General features: G+C 63.6%; 19 protein-coding genes. 9 read left to right on the forward strand and 10 right to left on the reverse strand.

What is annotated here, in order from left to right:
• Positions 1-62: 62 nt before the first annotated feature.
• The 4 genes from G8767_RS05205 to G8767_RS05220 form a co-directional block, all read right to left on the reverse strand.
• Positions 63-872, reverse strand: a complete 810-nt coding sequence (locus G8767_RS05205) for a tyrosine-protein phosphatase (RefSeq protein ID WP_166809545.1) — start codon at positions 870-872, stop codon at positions 63-65.
• 21 nt (positions 873-893) lie between these two features.
• Positions 894-2,066 (reverse strand): cation:proton antiporter, encoded by a 1,173-nt coding sequence (locus G8767_RS05210; RefSeq protein WP_003943778.1) that lies wholly within the window; start codon positions 2,064-2,066, stop codon positions 894-896.
• A 7-nt stretch (positions 2,067-2,073) separates the two neighbouring features.
• Positions 2,074-2,556 carry a cation:proton antiporter regulatory subunit gene (locus tag G8767_RS05215; RefSeq protein WP_021344116.1) on the reverse strand — a complete coding sequence of 161 codons (483 nt, stop codon included), beginning with the start codon at positions 2,554-2,556 and terminating at the stop codon, positions 2,074-2,076.
• An 86-nt stretch (positions 2,557-2,642) separates the two neighbouring features.
• Positions 2,643-3,020: a DUF952 domain-containing protein gene (locus G8767_RS05220; protein ID WP_166809546.1), complete on the reverse strand. Its 378-nt coding sequence runs from the start codon at positions 3,018-3,020 to the stop codon at positions 2,643-2,645.
• A 234-nt stretch (positions 3,021-3,254) separates the two neighbouring features.
• Here G8767_RS05220 and G8767_RS05225 point away from each other — a divergent pair, with 234 nt between their 5' ends.
• A complete protein-coding gene (locus tag G8767_RS05225) occupies positions 3,255-3,446 on the forward strand; it encodes a hypothetical protein (protein WP_003942643.1) in 192 nt (63 codons plus the stop codon).
• A 136-nt stretch (positions 3,447-3,582) separates the two neighbouring features.
• On the opposite strand, the gene G8767_RS05230 is transcribed toward G8767_RS05225, so the two are convergent.
• A complete protein-coding gene (locus tag G8767_RS05230) occupies positions 3,583-5,361 on the reverse strand; it encodes a DEAD/DEAH box helicase (RefSeq protein ID WP_020907558.1) in 1,779 nt (592 codons plus the stop codon).
• Positions 5,362-5,617: 256 nt separating this feature from the next.
• Between G8767_RS05230 and G8767_RS05235 the strand changes: the two genes are divergently transcribed.
• Positions 5,618-6,865 carry a YihY/virulence factor BrkB family protein gene (locus tag G8767_RS05235; RefSeq protein ID WP_124569735.1) on the forward strand — a complete coding sequence of 416 codons (1,248 nt, stop codon included), beginning with the start codon at positions 5,618-5,620 and terminating at the stop codon, positions 6,863-6,865.
• Here the strand turns inward: G8767_RS05235 and G8767_RS05240 are convergent.
• On the reverse strand, positions 6,838-7,074 hold the full coding sequence (locus G8767_RS05240; RefSeq protein ID WP_003942602.1) for a DUF3039 domain-containing protein: 237 nt from the start codon (positions 7,072-7,074) through the stop codon (positions 6,838-6,840). The genes G8767_RS05235 and G8767_RS05240 overlap by 28 nt on opposite strands.
• Before the next feature lie 83 nt (positions 7,075-7,157).
• On the opposite strand from G8767_RS05240, the gene G8767_RS05245 reads away from it, so the two are divergent.
• The 3 genes from G8767_RS05245 (at position 7,158) to G8767_RS05255 (ending at position 10,174) form a co-directional block, all read left to right on the forward strand.
• Complete coding sequence (locus tag G8767_RS05245) at positions 7,158-7,517, forward strand: DUF3099 domain-containing protein (RefSeq protein ID WP_003942638.1); 360 nt, start codon at positions 7,158-7,160, stop codon at positions 7,515-7,517.
• A gap of 26 nt (positions 7,518-7,543) precedes the next feature.
• A complete protein-coding gene (locus G8767_RS05250) occupies positions 7,544-9,043 on the forward strand; it encodes a methyltransferase (protein ID WP_095970539.1) in 1,500 nt (499 codons plus the stop codon).
• Between the two features lie 159 nt (positions 9,044-9,202).
• A complete protein-coding gene (locus tag G8767_RS05255; RefSeq protein ID WP_003942639.1) occupies positions 9,203-10,174 on the forward strand; it encodes a sigma-70 family RNA polymerase sigma factor in 972 nt (323 codons plus the stop codon).
• 142 nt (positions 10,175-10,316) lie between these two features.
• Here G8767_RS05255 and G8767_RS05260 read toward each other — a convergent pair whose 3' ends face one another.
• Both G8767_RS05260 and G8767_RS05265 read right to left on the reverse strand, forming a co-directional pair.
• On the reverse strand, positions 10,317-13,022 hold the full coding sequence (locus tag G8767_RS05260; protein WP_124569736.1) for a bifunctional GNAT family N-acetyltransferase/acetate--CoA ligase family protein: 2,706 nt from the start codon (positions 13,020-13,022) through the stop codon (positions 10,317-10,319).
• Positions 13,015-14,286, reverse strand: coding sequence for an acetoin utilization protein AcuC (locus G8767_RS05265; RefSeq protein WP_003942159.1), 1,272 nt, complete (start codon positions 14,284-14,286; stop codon positions 13,015-13,017). The genes G8767_RS05260 and G8767_RS05265 overlap by 8 nt, the downstream gene beginning before the upstream one ends.
• A gap of 176 nt (positions 14,287-14,462) precedes the next feature.
• Here G8767_RS05265 and G8767_RS05270 point away from each other — a divergent pair, with 176 nt between their 5' ends.
• Both G8767_RS05270 and galE read left to right on the forward strand, forming a co-directional pair.
• Positions 14,463-15,149: a metal-dependent transcriptional regulator gene (locus tag G8767_RS05270; RefSeq protein WP_003942150.1), complete on the forward strand. Its 687-nt coding sequence runs from the start codon at positions 14,463-14,465 to the stop codon at positions 15,147-15,149.
• Between the two features lie 11 nt (positions 15,150-15,160).
• Complete coding sequence (galE, locus tag G8767_RS05275; protein WP_095970541.1) at positions 15,161-16,150, forward strand: UDP-glucose 4-epimerase GalE; 990 nt, start codon at positions 15,161-15,163, stop codon at positions 16,148-16,150.
• On the opposite strand, the gene G8767_RS05280 is transcribed toward galE, so the two are convergent.
• Together G8767_RS05280 and G8767_RS05285 are read right to left on the reverse strand one after the other, a co-directional pair.
• The gene (locus G8767_RS05280) at positions 16,147-17,274 is read right to left on the reverse strand and encodes a DUF4192 domain-containing protein (protein WP_124569737.1); all 1,128 of its coding nucleotides are present in this window, start codon (positions 17,272-17,274) and stop codon (positions 16,147-16,149) included. The genes galE and G8767_RS05280 overlap by 4 nt on opposite strands.
• Before the next feature lie 155 nt (positions 17,275-17,429).
• Entirely contained in the window at positions 17,430-18,185 is a 756-nt protein-coding gene (locus tag G8767_RS05285) for a sensor domain-containing protein (protein WP_124569738.1), read from the reverse strand.
• A gap of 355 nt (positions 18,186-18,540) precedes the next feature.
• Between G8767_RS05285 and G8767_RS05290 the strand changes: the two genes are divergently transcribed.
• Entirely contained in the window at positions 18,541-19,500 is a 960-nt protein-coding gene (locus G8767_RS05290; RefSeq protein ID WP_124569739.1) for a PAC2 family protein, read from the forward strand.
• A 181-nt stretch (positions 19,501-19,681) separates the two neighbouring features.
• Complete coding sequence (locus G8767_RS05295; protein WP_007732813.1) at positions 19,682-20,719, forward strand: alpha/beta hydrolase; 1,038 nt, start codon at positions 19,682-19,684, stop codon at positions 20,717-20,719.
• Positions 20,720-20,727 lie beyond the last annotated feature (8 nt).

The following is a 20,727-nucleotide window of genomic DNA, read 5'->3' on the forward strand; positions in this document are numbered from 1 at the left end:
AGTTACGCGCAGAAGAGCCGCTCTCCGGATTTCCGGAGAGCGGCTCTTCTGCGTTTGCCGCCTCAGACCAAGAGTGTGTCCCGGAGTTGTGCGATATCGTCCTCGCTCAACTGCAGACCGTCCCGGACGTAGTTGTCGAAGTTGCCGTACACCCGATCCACCGTGGCGAAAGACGTGTCCAGCCAGGACTGTTCGACGCCGTCGATGAACGCGCTCCCCGTGCGAGGTCCGGTGAGGTACTGATTGCTGAGCATGTAATCGGAATTCACATCCGAGCGGCTCACGCCTAGGACGGTCAGGAGAACTGCAGTCATCCAGCCGGTACGGTCCTTGCCCGCCGAGCAGTGGTAGAGGACTGCACCGTCAGTGTCCGCGACGTTCACCAGTGCGTCGTGGAATGCGCGGCTCGCCCCCGGATCGGTCACCATCAACGCGTACATCGTCGGCATGTCCACCAGCGCCGGGAGGTTGGCGGGGTTGGTTCCGACGACGTCGAACCAGTTGCTTCGCGCTCCGCTCGGAATACGGCCCTGCGAGAGCGTCCGTTCGACGACTGTGCGGAAGTCGTCGACCGATTCCACTCCGCGTTCGCTCAACGACGCGAGATCCGACGGTGTCAGCTTGTCTAGGGCATTCGAGCGAAACACCTTCCCCCACCGAACGGTCTGCCCGTCCTCGGTGACGTAGCCGCCGATGTCACGCGCGTTCGACGCACCCTCGAGGTGCAGCGATCGATCCGCGGCAACCTGCGCAGCTGAGGGTCCGGCTTGTTCGAGCGTGGGAATTCCACCGGCAAGCGCCGGTACCGGAGCGCACGAGAGGATCACCGCGCACAGGACTGTCGCGGCGGGACGGGCGATTCTGTTCGACATCCGGACAGAATAGGGCCGCATTCAGGACTTCGTACGAACCTTGATGTACAACGAGGCAACGGGTTCGATAACTCTTGCCGCCACCGGACCGATCACGGCCATCAAGAGCACGTAAGCCGTTGCCAATGCGGCAAGTTCGGCGTCGACGGCACCCGCGGACACCGCCAGCCCGGCGATGATGATGGAGAACTCACCGCGGGCGATCAGGGCAGCACCGGCACGCGCCTGACCCATTCGCGCGACACCCTGACGTCTGGCCGCCCAGGCTCCGGTGATCAGCTTCGTGATCGCGGTGACGACGGCCAGAATCGCCGCCCACCCGAGGACGGGCGGAATGGAACTGGGATCGGTGTTGAGACCGAAGACCACGAAGAACATCGCGGCGAACAGATCTCGTAGGGGCTCGAGCACGCGACTGGCGTTGTGCGCCGTCGATCCCGAGATCGCGATTCCGAGGAGGAACGCACCCACCGCCGCCGACACCTGCATCGCAGAGCTGATACCGGCAACCAACAGTGCGGCACCGAGCAGCTTGAGCAGCAGCGTCTCGCTGTCGGGGCTGTCGAGGAGCGCGGAGACGTACCGTCCGTATCGCAGAGCCACAACGAGAACCACGGTGATGACCAGCAACGAGATTCCGACCGCTTCGAGCCCGCCCATGAAGCTGACGCCCGCCAGCATTGCGGTCAGAATCGGCAGGTACAGCGCCATCGCCAGGTCTTCGAACACCAGAATCGACAGCACGACCGGTGTTTCGCGGTTGCCGAGGCGCCCCAGGTCGCTGAGCACCTTGGCGATGATTCCCGAAGACGAGATGTAGGTGACGCCGGCCATGACCGTCGCCCCCACGACGCCCCAGCCGAGAATCAAGCCGACCACCGCGCCGGGAGTCGCATTGAGGACGATGTCGACGATGCCCGCTACCCGTGAGCGTTTGAGACCGGTGACGAGCTCGGCCGCCGTGTATTCGAGCCCCAACAGCAGCAAGAGCAGGACGATCCCGATCTCACTTGCCAGATGGGAGAACTCGCCGATGTCGCCGAGCTGGATGAAACCGCCCTGTCCGAAGCACAGGCCGCCGATCAGATAAAACGGGATCGGCGACATGCCGACGCGAGCAGCGAGCCGTCCGAGCAGTCCGAGCGCGAAGAAGACCGCGCCGAGTTCGATCAGTGCGAGGGTGGTTGTGTCCACGCGCCAGTCAGCCGTTGGCCAAGATTTTTGCCGCTGCGGCCAAACCGTCCGGCGTTCCGACTGCGACGAGGAGGTCTCCCCCGGTGAAGGTGAAGTCGGGGTTCGGCGACGGGCTCACCTGTCCCGCGCGCATGACGGCGACGATGGAGACCCCGGTACGGGTGCGCATGCCGGTGTCCCCGAGTGTCTGCCCGTCGTAGCGCGACCCGTCCTTTATGTAGAGCTGTTTGGTTCGAATTCCCGGAAGGTCACGGTGCTCTTCTTCGAGCTGTGCAACCAGCTGTGGGGCACCCAGGAGATTGCTGAGCGCTGCCGCTTCCTCGGTGGTCAGAGGCAGTGAGGCAGCACACGCGTCAGGGTCGTCTGCCTTGGACACGATGAGATCGGTATGACCGTCCCGATGGGTGACGACACCCACGCGACGACCGGAAGACAGAACAAAATCCTTGCGCGTCCCGATCCCCGGTAGTGGGGTGACTTCTACGTTCATATACCAACGGTAGCGCCGATCGGCGACCCGCATCGCGTGAGGGCCGTAATCCGCCGAACGCAGTCCACGGCGGGCGAATCGGCGAACTACCGAACCGACGCAAACACGCCGTTCGCGTCCGGAAGATACTCGACGACAGCGGTGACGGCTGCGGCCGGAATCGGGGCGTACAAATGCGGGAATCGCATCGATTCCGGGTCCGAGGGAACACCTGGTTCGTACTTCACCTCACCGCCGAGCAAGGCCGGATCGATGGCGAGAAGCACGATGTCGTCCCGGCCGGCGAAGATCCGATTCGCCGGGAGATGAACTTGCGCCGGAGTCGACATGTGAACAAAGCCCTCGGCCTCGAATCCGTCGGGGATGCGTTCACCGATCTGTTGTGCCCGCGCCCATTCCTCGCGCGTGCACATGTGGAGCAACTCGACGCTCGCGTCGACAAGTGGTTCGCGTCCCGGGTTCATCAGCCCAGAATATCGGGCTGAGGTCGGCGATCCGAATCAGCTGTCAGCGAACAATCTTCACCGGAGAATGCCTGCCCAGCGCATTTCCAGTGAGACACAACACTAAGAAACGCCTTCGGGAACAACCCGTAAACCCCAAACGTCTGTAAGAGTGGATCTACCGCGCCATTCCGACGCGGCGGACCAGGCCCCAGGCACGCGGCCCGAATGCCGCAAAGCCAGTACGGAGGAGTCATGCCCGGAACACTGACCAGCCCACAGTTGACCGCTGCCGACCGGTGCGACCGGTGCGGTGCCGGAGCACGCGTACGCGCTGTGCTTCCCACCGGCGGCGAGCTTCTCTTCTGTGGACACCACGCAACCGAACACGCGGATCGACTTCGCGAGATGAATGCCGTCGTCTCCGAAAGCGAACCCGCAATCTGACCTGTCAGCCGGGGGTGGCCTCTTCACGAGGCGCGCCATGAACGCCAGAACGGGCGATCACATTCACTGTGATCGCCCGTTCTGCCGTCCAGGGGTCTTCTGTCGTTCGTGGGCCCTGGAGGAGCGTTATCGGCTACTACCAGCTGCGGAGAATCGCGATGCGTTCGGTCAGCTGATCGACAGTCGCGATGGCCGTCGGCGGGCCGCCGCACACTCGGCGCAGTTCCGCGTGAATGATGCCGTGCGGCTTACCGGTGCGGTGAACGTTCATCGCCACCAACCCGTTGAGCTCCTTGCGGAGCGCACCGAGCTGATCTGCCGTGGCCGCTCGATCGGATACCACTGCCGCCGTCGGTTGCGGGGCGGCAGCCTTGGCAGAGTTGGCCTCGACCTGCGTCTGCTGACGTTGACGCAGCAACGCCCGCATCTGATCGGCGTCGAGTAGGCCGGGGAGTCCGAGGTAGTCTGCTTCCTCGTCACTTCCGGCGAATGTCGCGGTACCGAAGGACGATCCGTCGTAGATCACCTGGTCGAGTTCGGCGTCGGCGCCCAGGGATGTGAACGCCTTCTCCTCCTCGCCCAGCTCGTCCTTCTGCTTGTTCGCATCGGCGAGCAGGTCGTCTTCGAGGCCGTCCTTCTCACGATGCGGCTTCCCGAGTACGTGGTCACGCTGGGCCTCGAGCTGCGCGGCAAGGTCGAGAAGCACCGGCACCGACGGCAGGAAGACGCTGGCGGTTTCGCCCTTACGCCGTGAACGCACGAAGCGCCCGATCGCCTGAGCAAAGTACAGCGGGGTGGACGCGCTGGTTGCATACACACCGACCGCCAGGCGAGGAACGTCGACGCCCTCGGACACCATGCGGACCGCGACCATCCATTTCTGGTCGCTCGCACCGAATTCGGCGATTCGCTTGGACGCGGTGGGGTCGTCGGACAGCACGACGGCCGGTTGTTCGCCGGTGATCGCGGTGAGCGCCTTCGCATACTCACGGGCGACAGTCTGGTCGGTTGCGATGACAAGTCCGCCGGCATCGGGCATACCGGTACTGCGCAGCTGCGCCAAACGGGTGTCTGCTGCTTGCAGCACGGCAGGAATCCAGTCCCCGGCAGGGTCCAAGGCCGTACGCCAGGCGCGAGTCGTCTGCTCGGCGCTCAGCGGCTCGCCGAGGCGAGCCGTGAATTCCTCGCCCGCGTTGTTTCGCCACCGCGCTTCGCCCGAATAGGCGAGAAACACGACGGGTCGAACCACGCCGTCCTTGAGTGCATCCGAATATCCGTAGGAGTGATCGGCTTTCGAGCGGAGCAGGCCTTCCTTGTCGGGCTCGTACTCGACGAAAGGAATAGCGCTGTCGTCACTGCGGAACGGGGTTCCGGTCAGTGCGAGACGCCTGGTCGCGTCGCCGAACGCCTCACGAATGGCGTCGCCCCAACTCTTGGCGTCGCCGCCGTGATGGATCTCGTCGAGGATGACCAGCGTCTTGCGGCCCTCGGTGCGCACGCGATGCTTCGACGGGTGCGAGGCAACCTGAGCGTAGGTCAGCACTACGCCGTGATAGTCACTCGAGGTCTGGCCGGTCGAGTTGGAGAACCGCGAGTCCAATGCCAGTCCGGAGCGCTGAGCGGACTCCGCCCACTGATGCTTGAGGTGCTCGGTCGGCGCCACGACGGTTATCTGGTCGACCGTCCGGTCGCGGAGCAATTCCGAAGCTACCCGCAGAGCGAAGGTGGTCTTACCTGCTCCCGGAGTTGCGACTGCCAGAAAGTCACGGGGACTGCTGGAAAGGTATTTGGTCAGTGCACGGCGCTGCCATGCACGAAGGGAACCGGTAGGGGCGCCAGGTTGGGTTCCCGCGGATTGAGCTCCGGCGGGTTCGGGCGAATTGCCGAACTCGGCTGCCACGGTCTCAGACGTCATAGGCCGCGCCTCCACTGGAATCGCACTGTTGTCTCGCGCTCCTCGAATTTTCATCAATGTCCGGCGACGAGCCTAGCCGTCGCCACCGACGAAAGCCGCACTCGAAGCGCGTACTCATGGCCGTTCTCACTCCGGCCGGCGAGGTTTCGCTGCTCTCGCATCCTGCCGACCTGCACGCGAATTGTCTCAGAAATGTGCGACACGTCGGCACCATGGTTGGGCAACCGGGTGTGTCGTCAGGGATGCTGGAGACATCATGAGTGAAGCGCGAGGCGAGAAGTCGAGCGGAAGTGATCTGCACCACCGCAGATGGCATCCGCTACGCCGCACCGGGCAGTTGATCGGTCGCACCCTGAGCAAGGCCTGGGACGATTCCATCTTCGGAAAGGCGGCTACGGCCGCGTTCTGGCAAACGCTGTCACTGGCTCCTCTGCTGCTCGGTCTTCTCGGAATGATCGGCTATATCGGTGGGTGGTTCGGACCCAACACCGTCGAGATCATCGAATCCAAGATCGTCACGTTCAGCGGGACGATCTTCAGCGAAAGCGTCGTCGACCAGATCATCCGTCCGACAGTGACGGACGTGCTCCAGCGCGGACGACCGGAGATCATCTCGGTCGGCTTCCTGCTCTCACTGTGGGCGGGGTCGTCGGCGATCAGTACGTTCGTCGACTCGATCGTGGAGGCACACGGTCAGCAGGATGCCCGCAATCCCATCTGGCAGCGCATCTTCGCCCTGCTGCTCTACGTGATGTTCCTGGTGATGGCGGTGTTCATCCTCCCGCTGGTAGCTCTCGGCCCGACGCTCGTCGGGCGCGCACTACCCGCATCCTGGTATGTGGTCGGATCGAATCTGGTCGACACGTTCTACTACCCCGCAGTCGGCCTGCTGGTGATCATCGGCCTCACGACGCTCTACAAGGTCGCTCTGCCGAAGTCGCTGCCGTGGCATCGGCTCCTCGCCGGCGCTCTGGTCGCCGGTGTGTTCTTCATGGCTGCGAGCACCGGATTGCGCTGGTACCTGGGATTCGTCACCAGCACCGGCTACACGTACGGAGCGTTGGCAACGCCGATCGCCTTTCTGCTCTTCACGTTCTTCCTCGGTTTCGCCGTCGTGCTCGGCGCCGAGTTCAACGCGACCGTGCAGGAGTTCTGGCCGGCTCGAGCCACCCGGATGGAGCAGATGCGAGAGTGGCTCGCGGCTCAGAAGACCGATGACGAATCCGGCCCGGTCACCAACCTGACCTGGCACCTGGCCACCAGCCCGATCCGCATCTCGGGCGACAAAGCGGATCCGGCCACTGTCCCCTCGTACGGGCGGCCGCGCAGCAGACAAACGGAGTCGCGACAGAACTCCTGCGTCGACCAGGATCACTGCGACAACCCGCAGGCAGACGCGAAAAGCCCGGCGGCCGACTGCGTCGAGGCTGTCGATCCGCCGAGCTCTGGAAGTACTGCCGCTCGCGTGACCCGAGGTCAGTCGCCCTTACGGAGTCCTTCGTAAATCTTCTTGCAGTCCGGGCACACCGGTGATCCCGGCTTGGCGGACTTCGTCACGGGAAACACCTCACCGCACAGCGCGACGACATGGGTTCCCATGACGGCGCTCTCGGCGATCTTGTTCTTCTTCACGTAGTGGAAGAACTTCGGGGTGTCGTCGTCGGTCGTTTCGTCGGTGGAGACGTCGGGACGTTCCTTGGTTTGAGTGCTCACCCCTCCAATAATGCCGTCTCCGTCACAGCGGTGCGACCCACGGGTCGTGTGCAATTGTCGGCCGAGAGTGGAACAGTGGAGTCATGGCACGAAATGGCGCGTTCGGCAGGTCCGACGAGGCCGGGACTCCCGACAATCCCGTACTGATCACCGAAGCGCAGCAGTCCGTCGAAGAACAGCACAAAGCCCGAGTGCGCAAGTACATGATCATCATGTCCTTCCGGTTCCCGGCGTTGATCCTCGCGGCGATCGCGTACGGCATCTGGGCCAACGCCTGGATCTCGATGCTCATCATCGGTGCATCCATTCCGCTTCCCTGGATCGCCGTCCTGATCGCCAACGACCGACCACCGCGCACCAAGGACGAACCGAGTCGATACGACGGGCGAAAGAAGACCGCAGGCGAGATCGAATCCGCGACGCACCACACCATCGAAGGCTGACAAGTTCCGCCTGCGAGAATGACGGGGTGAGAAGCGAAACGCTCCTGTCCATCACCCCTGCGCTGCGTGAGGCTCTGCTTCGCAATCGATTCGACACGGGAACCATGCTCGAGGCATTGGGTCCCGAAGTTCACGCCGCTCTCGGCCGAAGTGAGCCGGTACCCGTGCGCCGCGCCACCCGGGAACTCGGGGATCTGGGCGTTCTCGTCAGACTGTTCCTTCTCGCCGATGACTGCCCCGCGGGCGACGTCGCCGCGGCGCTGGCTCCACTGACGATTGCGCAGTGTGTCGACGCCGGTCTGCTCGAAGGTGAGAACTTCGACAGTGAGAATCCGCTCGTGCGGGCCGCGGTCGATCTTCGTCCCATCGATGTCGGCGACGGCGATCGTTGGGTGATCTCGGATCTCGACGGCGGAATCCGTCCCAAGAAGGCCACGGCCGATCACGTGCTGGGAGTCGGGCACGCGTCACTGTCCTTGCTACAGGCCACGCCCACCGCGAAGGTCGGCAGCGTGCTCGACCTCGGTACCGGATGCGGCATCCAAGCCCTGCACGCGAACACGTACGCCGATTCGGTCACCGCAACCGACATCAATCAACGCGCCGTCGACCTCACGGCAGCAACCATGGCCCTCAACGGACTGGACGTCGAACTGCTTCAAGGGTCCTGGTTCGAACCTGTCGAGGGTCGAACTTTCGACCAGGTGGTCGCCAATCCCCCGTTTGTCGTCGGCGAGGCACGCGTGCATCACACGTACCGCGATTCCGGCCTCGATCTCGACGGTGCGAGCGAATTGATGGTCTCGCGCTCGATCGACTACCTGAACCCCGGCGGCACGGCAGCACTGTTGGCATCGTGGGTGCACATCGAAGGACAGGACTGGCGTTCGCGGATCGCGTCGTGGCTGCCGTCGCACGGCGTCGACGCCTGGGTGGTGCAGCGCGACGTGGCGGATCCAGCTCTGTACGTCGGTACGTGGCTCAAGGACGGCGGGCAGGATCCGCGAGATCCGGAAACGGCATCGAGAGCAAACGCCTGGCTGGATCACCTCGAAGAAGCCGATGTGGAGGGCGTCGGCTTCGGTTTCGTGTTCCTTCGCCGCACCGACTCCCCCACCGACCTGATGGCCGAGGACCTCATGCACGGCTTCTCGGACCCGCTCGGGGCCGAGGCGCTCGCATACTTCGACCGTCTTGCCTGGTTGCGTGAACACGACGTCCTCGAGGAACGATTCGTTCTCGATTCGGACACCGCGCTCGAACGCGTCTATCTCCCCGGCGACGAGGGATGGCGGCCGGTCGTCACCCGCGTGCACCGCGGAAACGGACCGCATTGGCAACACGAGATCGACGAACTGGGCGCTGCGCTGCTGGCCGGCCTTCGAGCGGATGGACTGGTGGTCGACGAGCTGGTCGAACTTCTCGCCGCGGCGAACGACGAAGACCCAGACCAACTACGTGAGGCCGTCGTCACATTGCTGGTCTCGCTCGTCCGGCACGGGTTGGTGCTTCCCGTCACGAACTGAGTTCCCGTTGAGTTGCAGATTTTTGTGTTCTCAGCAACTTCTCAGGACGACTGGGAAATAACTGCAGGTCACGGCGATTTAGCGGAAATCGGCACGGGAACTTTCCCGGAACTCTCACACGTTGAACTGTGTGAGAGACCGCCGATAGGGAGGCAAGTCATGACAAGCCCCAGCACCACTACTCGCATTCGTCCGAGCGCCGCAGATCTGGACGCCCAGAGCCCGGCCGCAGACCTGGTCCGCGTCTACCTGAACGGGATCGGTCGTACTGCACTGCTGACAGCAGCAGACGAGGTCGAACTGGCGAAGCGAATCGAAGCGGGGCTGTACGCCAGCCACGTTCTTGCCACGGGAAAGCGCCTGACAGTCGCCAAGAAGAGGGATCTCGCAACAATCGTTCGCGAGGGACAGTCGGCGCGTAGCCACCTCCTGGAAGCGAACCTGCGACTCGTCGTGTCGCTGGCCAAGCGCTACACCGGCCGCGGCATGCCGCTCCTCGATCTCATTCAAGAAGGCAACCTCGGACTCATCCGTGCCATGGAGAAGTTCGACTACGCCAAGGGCTTCAAGTTCTCGACGTACGCCACCTGGTGGATCCGTCAGGCGATCACCCGCGGAATGGCTGATCAGAGCCGCACCATCCGGCTCCCAGTCCACCTCGTGGAGCAGGTGAACAAGCTCGCACGCATCAAGCGCGAACTGCACCAGCAGCTCGGACGCGAAGCGACCGACGACGAGTTGGCCGAAGAGTCGGGCATCCCGGCCCACAAGATCGCGGACCTGCTCGATCACAGCCGTGACCCGGTAAGCCTCGACATGCCGGTCGGTAACGACGAAGAAGCGCCGTTGGGCGACTTCATCGAAGATTCCGAGGCGACTTCGGCGGAGAACGCCGTCATCGCCGGTCTGCTGCACAGCGATGTGCGCAGCGTGCTCGGGACGCTCGACGAGCGAGAGCAGCAGGTCATCCGACTTCGCTACGGTCTCGACGACGGCCAGCCTCGCACCCTCGATCAGATCGGCAAGCTCTTCGGCCTCTCCCGTGAGCGGGTTCGTCAGATCGAGCGCGAGGTCATGGGCAAGCTCCGCGTCGGTGACCGCGCCGAGAAACTGCGGTCCTACGCAAGCTGATCAAACAACACAGCACGTGCGTCAGCGCGCCACACCACTCGCGCTGACGCACCGCACAAAGCACCGGCCACCGCTACTTCCCTCCCCCTCGGGAATGTGCGGTGGCCGGTGTTGTTCGCTGTGTCCATCTCGAACGCTGTGACTACCGCAACCGTCTGGGCCCCAGGTCGATTGCGCTCGGCTCGGGCCCTATGCGTACTCGCGAATCGGTGATCTCCGCGCCGGTAGCCGAAGCGAGTACCGGCTCACAGGCCAGTTCGCGGACTTCCGGAATGTCGTCGGCCAGCGCCGAGATGCGCTGGACCAGATCAACCAAGGCACCCTTGTTGACCGGAACGGCGTTTCGATATCCGGAGAGCAGCGGCGCAGCCTTGGGTGCGTCGATCAACTCCGTAGCAGCGTCTTCGGTGAGTGGCAGTACGCGATAGGCACGGTCCCCGAGGAGGTCGGAGATCACACCGGCGAGGCCGAACGAGATCAGCGAACCGAACGACGGGTCGTCTTGGACACCGACCACACACCCGATGCCCTTGGTTGCCATTTTCTGCACGTGCAGCAGCGGTTCACCCGACGCGGCCGCAAGATCTCGGTAAGCGAGGCGTACCGATTCCGGTCCACTCAGATCCAGCCTGACGCCGCCCAGATCCGGTCGGTGGCGCCACATTTCGCCGGTTGCCTTGACCGCGACCGGATAGCCGACAGCATTCGCTGCCTCGACAGCTTCGTCTTCGCTCAGGACCGAACGGAATTCGACGACCGCGACCCCGTAGCACTCGAGAAGAGCGGCTGCTTCCACGTCCGACAGCCAACGGCCAGAAGAGTTCTCGAGCCAGTCGGCCACCATCTTCTGGGCTCGCTCGGAGTCGATCCCTGCCGGGCGAACAACCTTCGACGCCGGCTTGCTGCGCCACTCCGCGTAACGCCAAGCCCTCGCCAACGCCAGTGCGGCGCGCTCCGGCCCCGGGTAGGACGGCACCGAACCGCGGGTCGGGTTACCGACTTCGTCGCGGACCGCAAGGACGTCCGGCACACCCTCGGCTGCGAGGAAGGTCGTGAGAATCGGCTTGTCCGAGCCCGCGACGGCGTCTTTGAGTGCTTTCGCGAACGGCTCGACCGGAATGGCAACCGGAGGAACGAAGACGGCGATGACGGCGTCGACGTCGAACGACGCCAACGCGTCACGCACGGCGGTAGCGAACAGCTCCGGACTGGCCTGTGCGCCAAGGTCGACCGGGTCGCTGACCTGCAATCCTTCACTGCGGGCAGCGTCCGCGGCAAGGACACCGAGCGCGGTGGAGTTGCCGATGACTGCAAGCCGTGGACCGGCCGGCAACGGCTGGTAGCCGAAGAGCAGTGCGCAGTCGAACAACTGAGAGATGGATCCGACTTGGATGACGCCGGCCTGTTCGAAGAGGGCCCGGACGATGGAATCGTCGATCTCGACTCCCGTGGCGGCGAGCACCGGCGGAACCGCGTGCCGACCGCTCTTGACCGCGACGATCGGCTTCTTGCGCGCAACTCGACGCGCGATGCGGGAGAACTTTCGTGGGTTGCCGAAGCTCTCCAGATAGAGAAGAACCACTTCGGTGGACTGGTCGGAATCCCAGTACTGCAGAAGGTCGTTGCCCGAGACGTCCGCACGGTTACCCGCAGAAACGAAGGCGGACAACCCGATTCGACTACGCGCGGCCTCGTCGAGAATGGCGATACCGAGTGCGCCGGACTGACAGAAGAAGCCGACGTTGCCTGCCACCGGCAAAACCGGCGCCAACGTCGCATTCAACGAAATCGCCGGGTCGTTGTTCGCGACACCCAGCGCGTTCGGACCGATGAGGCGCATTCCGTGAGCGCGGGCCGCGTGGACCAGTTTGCGTTCGGACGACCGTCCGTCCGGACCACTCTCACTGAAGCCTGACGAGACCACCACCAGCGCTTTGACGCCCTTGTCGAGGCAGTCGTCGAGAACCGAATTGATCGATTCCGCAGGTACAGCCACGACGGCCAGATCGACGTCGTCGGGGATGTCACGAACCGTCGGATATGCCCGAACACCGTGCACAGAACGATGCTCCGCGTTGACGGGATAGACCGGGCCGGTGAATCCGCCGCGCAGCAGGTTGGTCAACACCGCGTTACCCACCTTGGCCGGGTCCGCCGATGCGCCGATCACTGCCACCGATCGTGGACTCAGCACGTTTCCCATGCTGCGGGCCTCAGCTGCCCGCTCCCGCGAATTACGTACCGAAACAAGCGCTTCCGTCGGGTCGATCGCGAATTCGAGTCGCAGCACGCCACCGTCGAACGAGCGGCTCACCTGATAACCCGCCTCACGGAACACCGTCACCATGTTGCGGTTCTCGGAGAGGACCTCGGCGACGAACATCGTCAGACCGTTCTCGGCCGCTGCTGCTGCCAGGTATTCGAGCAGGATCGGGCCGAGGCCGCGCCCCTGGTGTGCGTCGGCGACGACGAAGGCGACCTCGGCAGACTTCCCGTCACCGACGTCGAGGAGGCGCTCGTATCGACCCACCGCGATGATCTCGTCGCCGAGCATCATCACGAACGCGACGCGGTTGTGGTGGTCGACCGTCGTGAAGTTCTTGACGTCGCGCGCCGACATCGTGGGGTACGGGCCGAAGTAGCGCAGGTAACGGGTGCGCTCGGAGAGCTTGCCGTGGAATTCGACGAGTTTGTCCGCGTCCTCGGGAACGATGGGTCGCAGCGCCACCGCGCCGCCGTCGGAGGCGAGAACATCGACTACCCACGAATGGGGATAGGTGTGAGCGGGGTCGGTCTTCGGCGCCTGCTCGCTCGCGCCGCCGGCATCGGTATCGGACTGTTCAGTCACGGGGATCCTCCGGGTCGAGTCCGAGTAGCGGGAACGAAGCGCGGCGTGTGGCGATGATCGCCGAGTCGATTCGGGTGAGTGCACGGTCCACCGACGCGACGCCTGTCTCCGGTGTACCACCCGGGCCGTCCCACGGTGTGTAGGCGACATCGCCGCCGTCACCCATGGTCGGCGGGAGGTCGACGCTCGGTGCCCGCAGTTTCGTCGATTCCTTCCAGTCCTCGGGGACAGCGGTGTCGACGTCGATCTCACGATCGAGTGCGGCCGCGATCAGGTGAGTCCATGCCCTGGGCACGACGCGAACCAGTCCGTATCCCCCACCGCCGACCGCCAGCCACCGTCCTTCGGAGTAGCGGTCGGCGAGATCGCGCATTGCCAGGAACGCCGCACGCTGACCGTCGACGGTGAGGGCGAGGTCCGCGAGCGGGTCCTCGCGGTGCGAGTCCACACCGCACTGACTGATGATGATCTGCGGGCGGAAGGCTGCAATGGCTCCCGGAACGACGGCGTGAAAAGCACGCAGCCACAACGCGTCGACGGTTCCGGGAAGCACCGGGATGTTCACCGCTGTACCTTCGGCCGCGCCGTCACCGACCTCGCTCGACCATCCGGTGTTGGGCCACAACGTCGCCGGATGCTGATGCAGCGAGACGGTGAGCACTCGAGGGTCCCCGAGGAACGCATGTTGCACACCGTCGCCGTGGTGAGCGTCGACGTCGATGTAGGCGATGCGGTCGTAGCCGTTGTCGAGCAGCCACGAAATCGCAACAGCCGCATCGTTGTAGACGCAGAATCCCGAAGCCCAATCCGCCATCGCATGGTGCATGCCACCGCCGATGCTGACCGCACGCCTGGTACGCCCCGAAGCGATTTCCTGCGCTGCCGCCAGCGAGCCGCCGGCGAGGATGGCACTTGCCTCGTGCATGTGCGGGAAGACCGGGTTGTCCTCGGTACCGAGCCCGTGGGGAACATCCTGGCCGCTCACACCGTTGTTCGCAGAGTTACCCGCGTCTTTGACCGCTGCAAGATATGCCGGTGTGTGGATTCTGAGGAGGTCGGCATCGGACGCGGCACTCGGTTCGAGAAACTCGATTCCCTCGAGAAGTCCGAGGCTTCGCGAGAGTGCCATCGTGAGATCGAGGCGAGTGGGATTCATCGGGTGATCGGCGCTCCACCGATAGCTCAGGTACTCCGGACTCCACACCACGACTCGATTCGCTCGAGACGCCGCGGGGTCCCCGTCAGATCTGATCGACGCGGTCATGGGATCACGCTACTTCCTTCTCGTTTCGTGCTGCACACCACACTCGTGGCCCGCTACGGAGACCGAGATCGAGTGACACGAATCCAATTCGGACACGCGCTGGACTCGCCGCAGTGGAGGCGGCACCGGAACCACGAACTGAACGGTAGAATGATCAACTGACGAAGGGGTTGAGTGTGAAGGATCTAGTCGACACCACGGAGATGTATCTCCGGACGATCTACGACTTGGAAGAAGAGGGCGTAGTCCCACTCCGGGCGCGGATCGCCGAACGGCTCGAACAGAGCGGACCCACCGTCAGCCAGACAGTTGCGCGTATGGAGCGCGACGGCTTGCTGATGGTCGCCGGCGATCGACATCTGGAACTCACCGACAAGGGTCGCGATCTCGCGATCTCTGTCATGCGTAAGCACCGGCTGGCAGAGCGCCTGCTGGTGGACGTCATCGGTCTCAAATGGGAAGACGTACATGCCGAGGCATGCCGTTGGGAGCACGTGATGAGCGAGGAGGTCGAGCGTCGGCTCGTCGTCGTTCTGAACAACCCCACGACGTCGCCCTACGGCAACCCGATTCCGGGCTTGGACCAGTTGGGACTCGACGGCCCGGTTGCCACCACCGAAACGTTGGTGCGTCTGACCGATATTCCGCACGGCGCACAGACTGCGGTGGTCGTTCGGCGACTGGCCGAGCACGTGCAGTCCGATCCCGAGGTGATCGCGCAGCTGCGTGACGCCGGCGTCGTTCCCGACGCCAGGGTGACGGTCGAAACCCGTCCGGGCTCGGTGACCATCATCGTGCCGGGTCACAGCGGGTTCGACCTGTCCGAGGAAATGGCTCACGCCGTTCAGGTCAAGCAGGTCTGAGGAAGTAGTAGATGAAACTCCTGGTCACCGGCGGCGCCGGTTACGTCGGCAGTGTGTGCAGCACTGTGTTGCTCGAGCGTGGACACGAGGTTGTCGTCATCGACGACCTCTCCACGGGAAATGCCGACGCGGTGCCCGCCGGTGCCGAGTTCATCGAAGGGGACGTCGGGGCGCTGGCCGCCGAGGTCCTCGGTAGTGCGGGTTCACCCGTTTTCGACGGCGTACTGCATTTCGCAGCGCAGTCGTTGGTCGGCGAATCGGTGCTGCACCCCGAAAAGTACTGGCGCGGAAACGTCGTCACGACCATCGAGTTGCTCGAGGCGATCCGCCTCTCCGGCACTCCCCGGCTCGTGTTCTCTTCCACCGCCGCAACGTACGGCGAGCCGGAGCAGTCCCCCATCGTGGAAACGGCTCCGACCCGCCCTACCAATCCCTACGGCGCGACCAAGCTCGCGATCGATCATGCGATCACCTCGTACTCGATCGCCCACGGCCTGGGCGCGACCAGCTTGCGCTACTTCAACGTCGCGGGTGCGTACAAGTCCGCCGGCGAGAACCGGGTGATCGAAACCCACCTGATTCCACTCGTGCTGCAGGTCGCACTCGAGCAGCGAGACAAGATCTCGGTTTTCGGAACCGACTGGCCCACGCCGGACGGCACCGCAGTACGCGACTACATCCACGTGCTCGACCTCGCCGAAGCGCATCTACTGGCGCTCGAATCCTCGGTTCCCGGCGAGCACCGCATCTACAACCTGGGAAGTGGTGCCGGCTTCAGCGTGCGTGAGGTGATCGCTGCCTGTGCACGGGTCACCGGCCTGCCGATCAACGTCGAAGACGCGTCGCGACGCCTGGGCGATCCCGCGGTCCTCATCGCATCGAGCGACAAGGCGATTGCCGAGTTGGGTTGGACGCCCACGCGTACCGATCTCGACGTCATCGTCGCCGATGCGTGGCAGTTCCTCCAGGATCTGGGCGATCGCTCACACGCTGCTCGCTAGCTTCCGCTCGGCAGTGCCGGCGGCAAGCCGGCGATTCCGAGTGATTCCCCGATGGACAATCCGACGGCCGCAAGGTCACGGATCCCGTCGGGGTGCACGCCGGATTGAAGGGACAAGTCCAGCAATCCGGCCAAGGTGTGTTCCGAATCGGCCGACAGTGCGACCGACAGCGCCACACCGGCCAGAGGGCCGTCACCGCGAACGTATGCAAAGAAACCGAGAAGTGTTGCCGGCCAAGCGCGTTCGGGACAAGGCACTTCATGGGTGAGCGCAAGCCACAATTGCTCGGCGGCCGCCGCAACTGACGTGATCGCCAGACCCAGCACCACGTCGCGCACGTGAACGTCCATCAACGCGACCACAAGATCGGCGCATTCCTGCGGGTCAGGGTGATCTCCTCCCTCCACACGACGAATATGTTTCAGCACCAGATCGACCCGGTCCTGGACCGGGTCATCGCCGTCGACTCCCCCTCCGTACGCACCCGATTCCCTTCCGCTCGCGATCAGTTCCGCAATCACCTCGTGATTGCGAGCGGCACCGTGCACCCACCGGACCAGTTCCTCACGCGAACGGCGAATGACCCTCCCGCCCAACACCTGTGCCGCCGCAACCGACGAAGATGCCGGGTCGGGCAGAGTACCCCGGTGAATCGAACGCGTGACGCTCGTCCACGGCTGGCCAGATTCTATTGCGGCCGTGCACAATACGTCAGCCAGCTCGACGCAGGTTCCGCCGAGCATGTCTTCGAATACCTCGGCCAGCTCGATGGTTTCATCGATCAGAGTTTCAGCTGCCGAGTAATCGGTGATCACCACGAGAACGACCGCACGCGCTCCTTCCCTGTCACACACTGAGGCGAACTGGCGCAGCGCTGCACTCATCTGCCTCGCGGGCTTTCCCCTGACACTGGGAAAGTAGTCGTGTCGCATCACCGGGCCGAGTGTCGAGGCGGAGATCCCCATCAGAGACAGCGCAACGACGGAGTTGGACGGATGAAATCCCAGGAGGGCGGGTATTGCCGTAATCAATTCGCCTGGATCGGAAACACGTTCGACGCATCCGAAAAGGGTGAGGTCGTCGTCGGAGAATTCGAATTCTCCCGGAAGAGGTGATGTGGTCATGCACAGACCCTGGCTGATCACCCCGACGCCGCCATCCACTCGACCAGGGGAAACACCCACGTCGAAGTCGTCTGTGGATTACCGCGATTGTTGTGGACGAAGCGCCCCGACACAACGGGGCGATCCGATCCTTGTCGGACCCGTATGCTGCGGAATCACTTACCCGCTTTGACCTTCTGGACAGCGGCGGTGAATGCCTGATCCAGAGGTGCTGTCGACGGCGTCGCCGAACCGAACGTCATCAGTGTCGTCGCTACCCGCACGTCGCCCACCTGTGCGATCAACGTCAGCATCGTCTGATCGCCGGCTGCAGCTTTGGGGGAAACGACAGTGCGGCGCAGCGACATCGTCTTGTCGGCATCGATCGGCGAGGGCGGAAGAATTTCCGTCGTCACTGTTGTCGTGACGCCGTTCGCAGTGACGGTCATGGACGGGCACTGCCGAGTTTGCGCTTCCAACTCGTCCAGGGGTGCGTCGACCTTCGTGAGTTCGACCGAAATCGTTGCCCTCGTCGCATTGTCGGTCCCGACCGCCATCACGGTCCCGTTCGGACCGTAATCCTGTTCCGGTGGCTCACATTCGGATGGATCGACGGTGGCACCGCGTGGGACGCCGACCAGATCCGGCGCCGCCATCGGAACAGCCTGCGGGGGCAGGACAACAGCGCCGAAGGGCTCGGGAAATTCCTCGGGAGTCAGCAGAAGTTCGGACAACGGTGCCGCCGATTTCGGAGAGGTAGATTTCGGCGACGAGGATTTGGGGGCAGCCGTCGTACTCGGCGCCGCTGAGCCGCTGTCGGTCACACCGGCAGTCGCCGGCGCGGAGTCCGGAACGGGTGCTCCTTGGACCGACCCGGAGCAGCCCGCGAGTAGTGCAACGGCGGCCACTGCTGCAAGGGAGCTTGCGGCCACTCGCCTGGACGATCGTGGACACACCCGCATGTAAGCCTCCGCACTCGACCGATCCCGACAATCGACCAATCCATTTCGGACAAATTAGTCGTGCCGACCTTGTGTTCCACTCTGCCATGTCCGAAGCCGCGCACCCGACATCTACCGAACGCCCAGGACAAGTGTCGAAAGATACCGCTCGGCTTCGCTCTCGGCGAACGCCCGTCTCGTCGGATCGGGAATGATCGGTCACCGACTCGGTGTTCTTACCGATGAACGTCTGATCCAGTGCTGTCGGGCACCCGACTCCGATGCTGTCGAGCGTGCGCCGATAGTGGACACTTGAGATCAAGACCGAAGAGCGAAGGGGACTGCGATGGACGAACAGTCGAGGATGTACGAGCTGGAATTTCCGGCGCCCCAATTGGCGGCTGCCGACGGCCAGGGACCGATCCTGATTCACGGACTCGAGGGTTACTCCGACGCCGGTCACGCCGTGAAATTGGCGACGACGCATCTGCGGGAAAGCCTGGAAACCGAGCTTGTCGCCTCGTTTGCTGTCGACGAGCTGATCGACTACCGCTCGCGCCGACCGACGATGACGTTCAAGGCCGATCATTTTTCCGACTACGACGCTCCGGCACTCAATCTGTACGCGCTGCGCGATACGGCCGGCACGCCCTTCCTGCTGCTTGCCGGGATGGAACCCGACCTCAAGTGGGAGCGGTTCACCACAGCCGTTCGTCTGTTGTCCGAACAGCTCGGTGTGCGTCGAACCATCGGGCTCAACGCCATTCCGATGGCAATCCCGCACACCCGACCGCTGGGCGTGACAGCACATTCGACCAACAAGGACCTGATCCAGGACCATCAGCGCTGGTCAGGTGAACTGCAGGTTCCGGGCAGCGCATCGTCATTGCTCGAGCTTCGTATGTCTCAGCACGGGCACGAGGCGATGGGCTTCTCGGTTCACGTTCCCCACTACCTCGCGCAAACCGATTACCCCGGCGCCGCCGAGACTTTGCTCGAAAACGTGTCCGAGGTTTCGGATCTGGAACTTCCGCTGGCGGCACTGGGTGAGGCCGCGGCACGCGTTCGAGAACAGGTTAACGAGCACATAGCCGGAAACGAAGAAGTTCAGACTGTAGTCCACGCTTTGGAGCGGCAATACGACACTTTCGTGGCCGCCCAGGAACAGCAGTCGTCACTTCTAGCTGGAGAAGCCGACCTCCCCAGCGGCGACGAGATCGGCGCGGAGTTCGAAAAATTCCTGGCCGAACAGGCTGGGAACGACGACTTCGGCTCAGCTGGAGACGCCGGTCGAGGCGACATCTGACCAAAATGTGACGGGCGGGGCGCATAATTCGACATTGTGCGCATTCCGCAACCCCTCCGTTACCTGGGCTGTTGTTCAGGACACATCCGTCGGATAGCCTCGAACTCTGTGAGATTTTCGTTGACGGCTCAACAACTGGAGCAGACAGTCAACGTGGTCTCACGCTGAGCCAGGAGGCGACATGAGCAGACCACGGAACCGTCAGCTCCGACCGGTCCCCGACGAGGAACCTCGGATGATGTTCCGGACCATTCACGGCTACCGACGCGCATTTCGGATAGCCGGAGAGGGCCCGGCAGTACTGCTCCTGCACGGAATCGGCGACAACTCGTCGACGTGGACCGAGATCATTCCCCACCTCGCCAAGAAGTACACCGTCATCGCACCTGACCTGTTGGGTCACGGCCGCTCCGACAAGCCGCGCGCCGACTATTCGGTAGCCGCGTACGCCAACGGCATGCGTGATCTCCTGTCGACGCTCGGCATCGAGCACGTCACTGTCATCGGGCATTCACTCGGTGGCGGCGTCGCGATGCAATTCTCCTACCAATTCCCACACATGGTGGATCGCCTCGTGCTGGTCTCGGCCGGTGGCGTCACCAAGGACGTCCACCCGTTGCTGCGCCTCATGTCCGTTCCGGTGGTCAACGAGGTCGTCAAACTGCTCCGGATACCTGGAGCGATGCCGCTCGTCCGAATGGCCGGAAACCTTGCCGGCGTCGTGCACGGTTCAAATCTGCGTCCCGGCACCATGCTGCACGACACTCCCGACCTGATTCGTGTGCTCGCCGATCTCCCCGACCCCACGGCCTACGAGGCCTACCTTCGTACCCTGCGGGCGGTGGTGGACTGGCGCGGGCAGGTCGTCACGATGCTCGACCGCTGTTATCTGACCGAGAATCTGCCCGTTCAACTGATCTGGGGCGACGACGACTCCGTCATTCCGGTCTCCCATGCGCACCTCGCGCATGCGGCCATGCCCAACTCCCGACTCGAAGTCTTCCGCGGCTCGGGCCACTTCCCGTTCCGCGACGATCCGATGCGTTTCCTGCAGATCGTCGAAGATTTTCTTTCCAGCACCGCACCACTCGTCTTCGACGAGGCCCGCTGGCGTCACATGCTGATCTCCGGGGTCGGCGAGAACACCATCACCGGAACGTCGTCCACCCGCATGGCGGTGCTCGACGCCATGGGCTCGGACGAGCGAAGCGCAACCTGATCCGCGGT

The organism is Rhodococcus sp. IC4_135, assembly GCF_011602025.1.
GTDB classification, from domain to species: Bacteria; Actinomycetota; Actinomycetes; order Mycobacteriales; family Mycobacteriaceae; genus Rhodococcus_F; species Rhodococcus_F baikonurensis.

Coding starts and splice junctions, on each gene's coding strand:
- G8767_RS05205 (WP_166809545.1), bottom strand. CDS start 872: ATGTCGAACAGAATCGCCCGTCCCGCCGCGACAGTCCTGTGCGCGGTG.
- G8767_RS05215 (WP_021344116.1), bottom strand. CDS start 2,556: ATGAACGTAGAAGTCACCCCACTACCGGGGATCGGGACGCGCAAGGAT.
- G8767_RS05220 (WP_166809546.1), bottom strand. CDS start 3,020: ATGAACCCGGGACGCGAACCACTTGTCGACGCGAGCGTCGAGTTGCTC.
- G8767_RS05225 (WP_003942643.1), top strand. CDS start 3,255: ATGCCCGGAACACTGACCAGCCCACAGTTGACCGCTGCCGACCGGTGC.
- G8767_RS05230 (WP_020907558.1), bottom strand. CDS start 5,361: ATGACGTCTGAGACCGTGGCAGCCGAGTTCGGCAATTCGCCCGAACCC.
- G8767_RS05235 (WP_124569735.1), top strand. CDS start 5,618: ATGAGTGAAGCGCGAGGCGAGAAGTCGAGCGGAAGTGATCTGCACCAC.
- G8767_RS05245 (WP_003942638.1), top strand. CDS start 7,158: ATGGCACGAAATGGCGCGTTCGGCAGGTCCGACGAGGCCGGGACTCCC.
- G8767_RS05255 (WP_003942639.1), top strand. CDS start 9,203: ATGACAAGCCCCAGCACCACTACTCGCATTCGTCCGAGCGCCGCAGAT.
- G8767_RS05265 (WP_003942159.1), bottom strand. CDS start 14,286: ATGACCGCGTCGATCAGATCTGACGGGGACCCCGCGGCGTCTCGAGCG.
- galE (WP_095970541.1), top strand. CDS start 15,161: ATGAAACTCCTGGTCACCGGCGGCGCCGGTTACGTCGGCAGTGTGTGC.
- G8767_RS05280 (WP_124569737.1), bottom strand. CDS start 17,274: ATGACCACATCACCTCTTCCGGGAGAATTCGAATTCTCCGACGACGAC.
- G8767_RS05290 (WP_124569739.1), top strand. CDS start 18,541: ATGGACGAACAGTCGAGGATGTACGAGCTGGAATTTCCGGCGCCCCAA.
- G8767_RS05295 (WP_007732813.1), top strand. CDS start 19,682: ATGAGCAGACCACGGAACCGTCAGCTCCGACCGGTCCCCGACGAGGAA.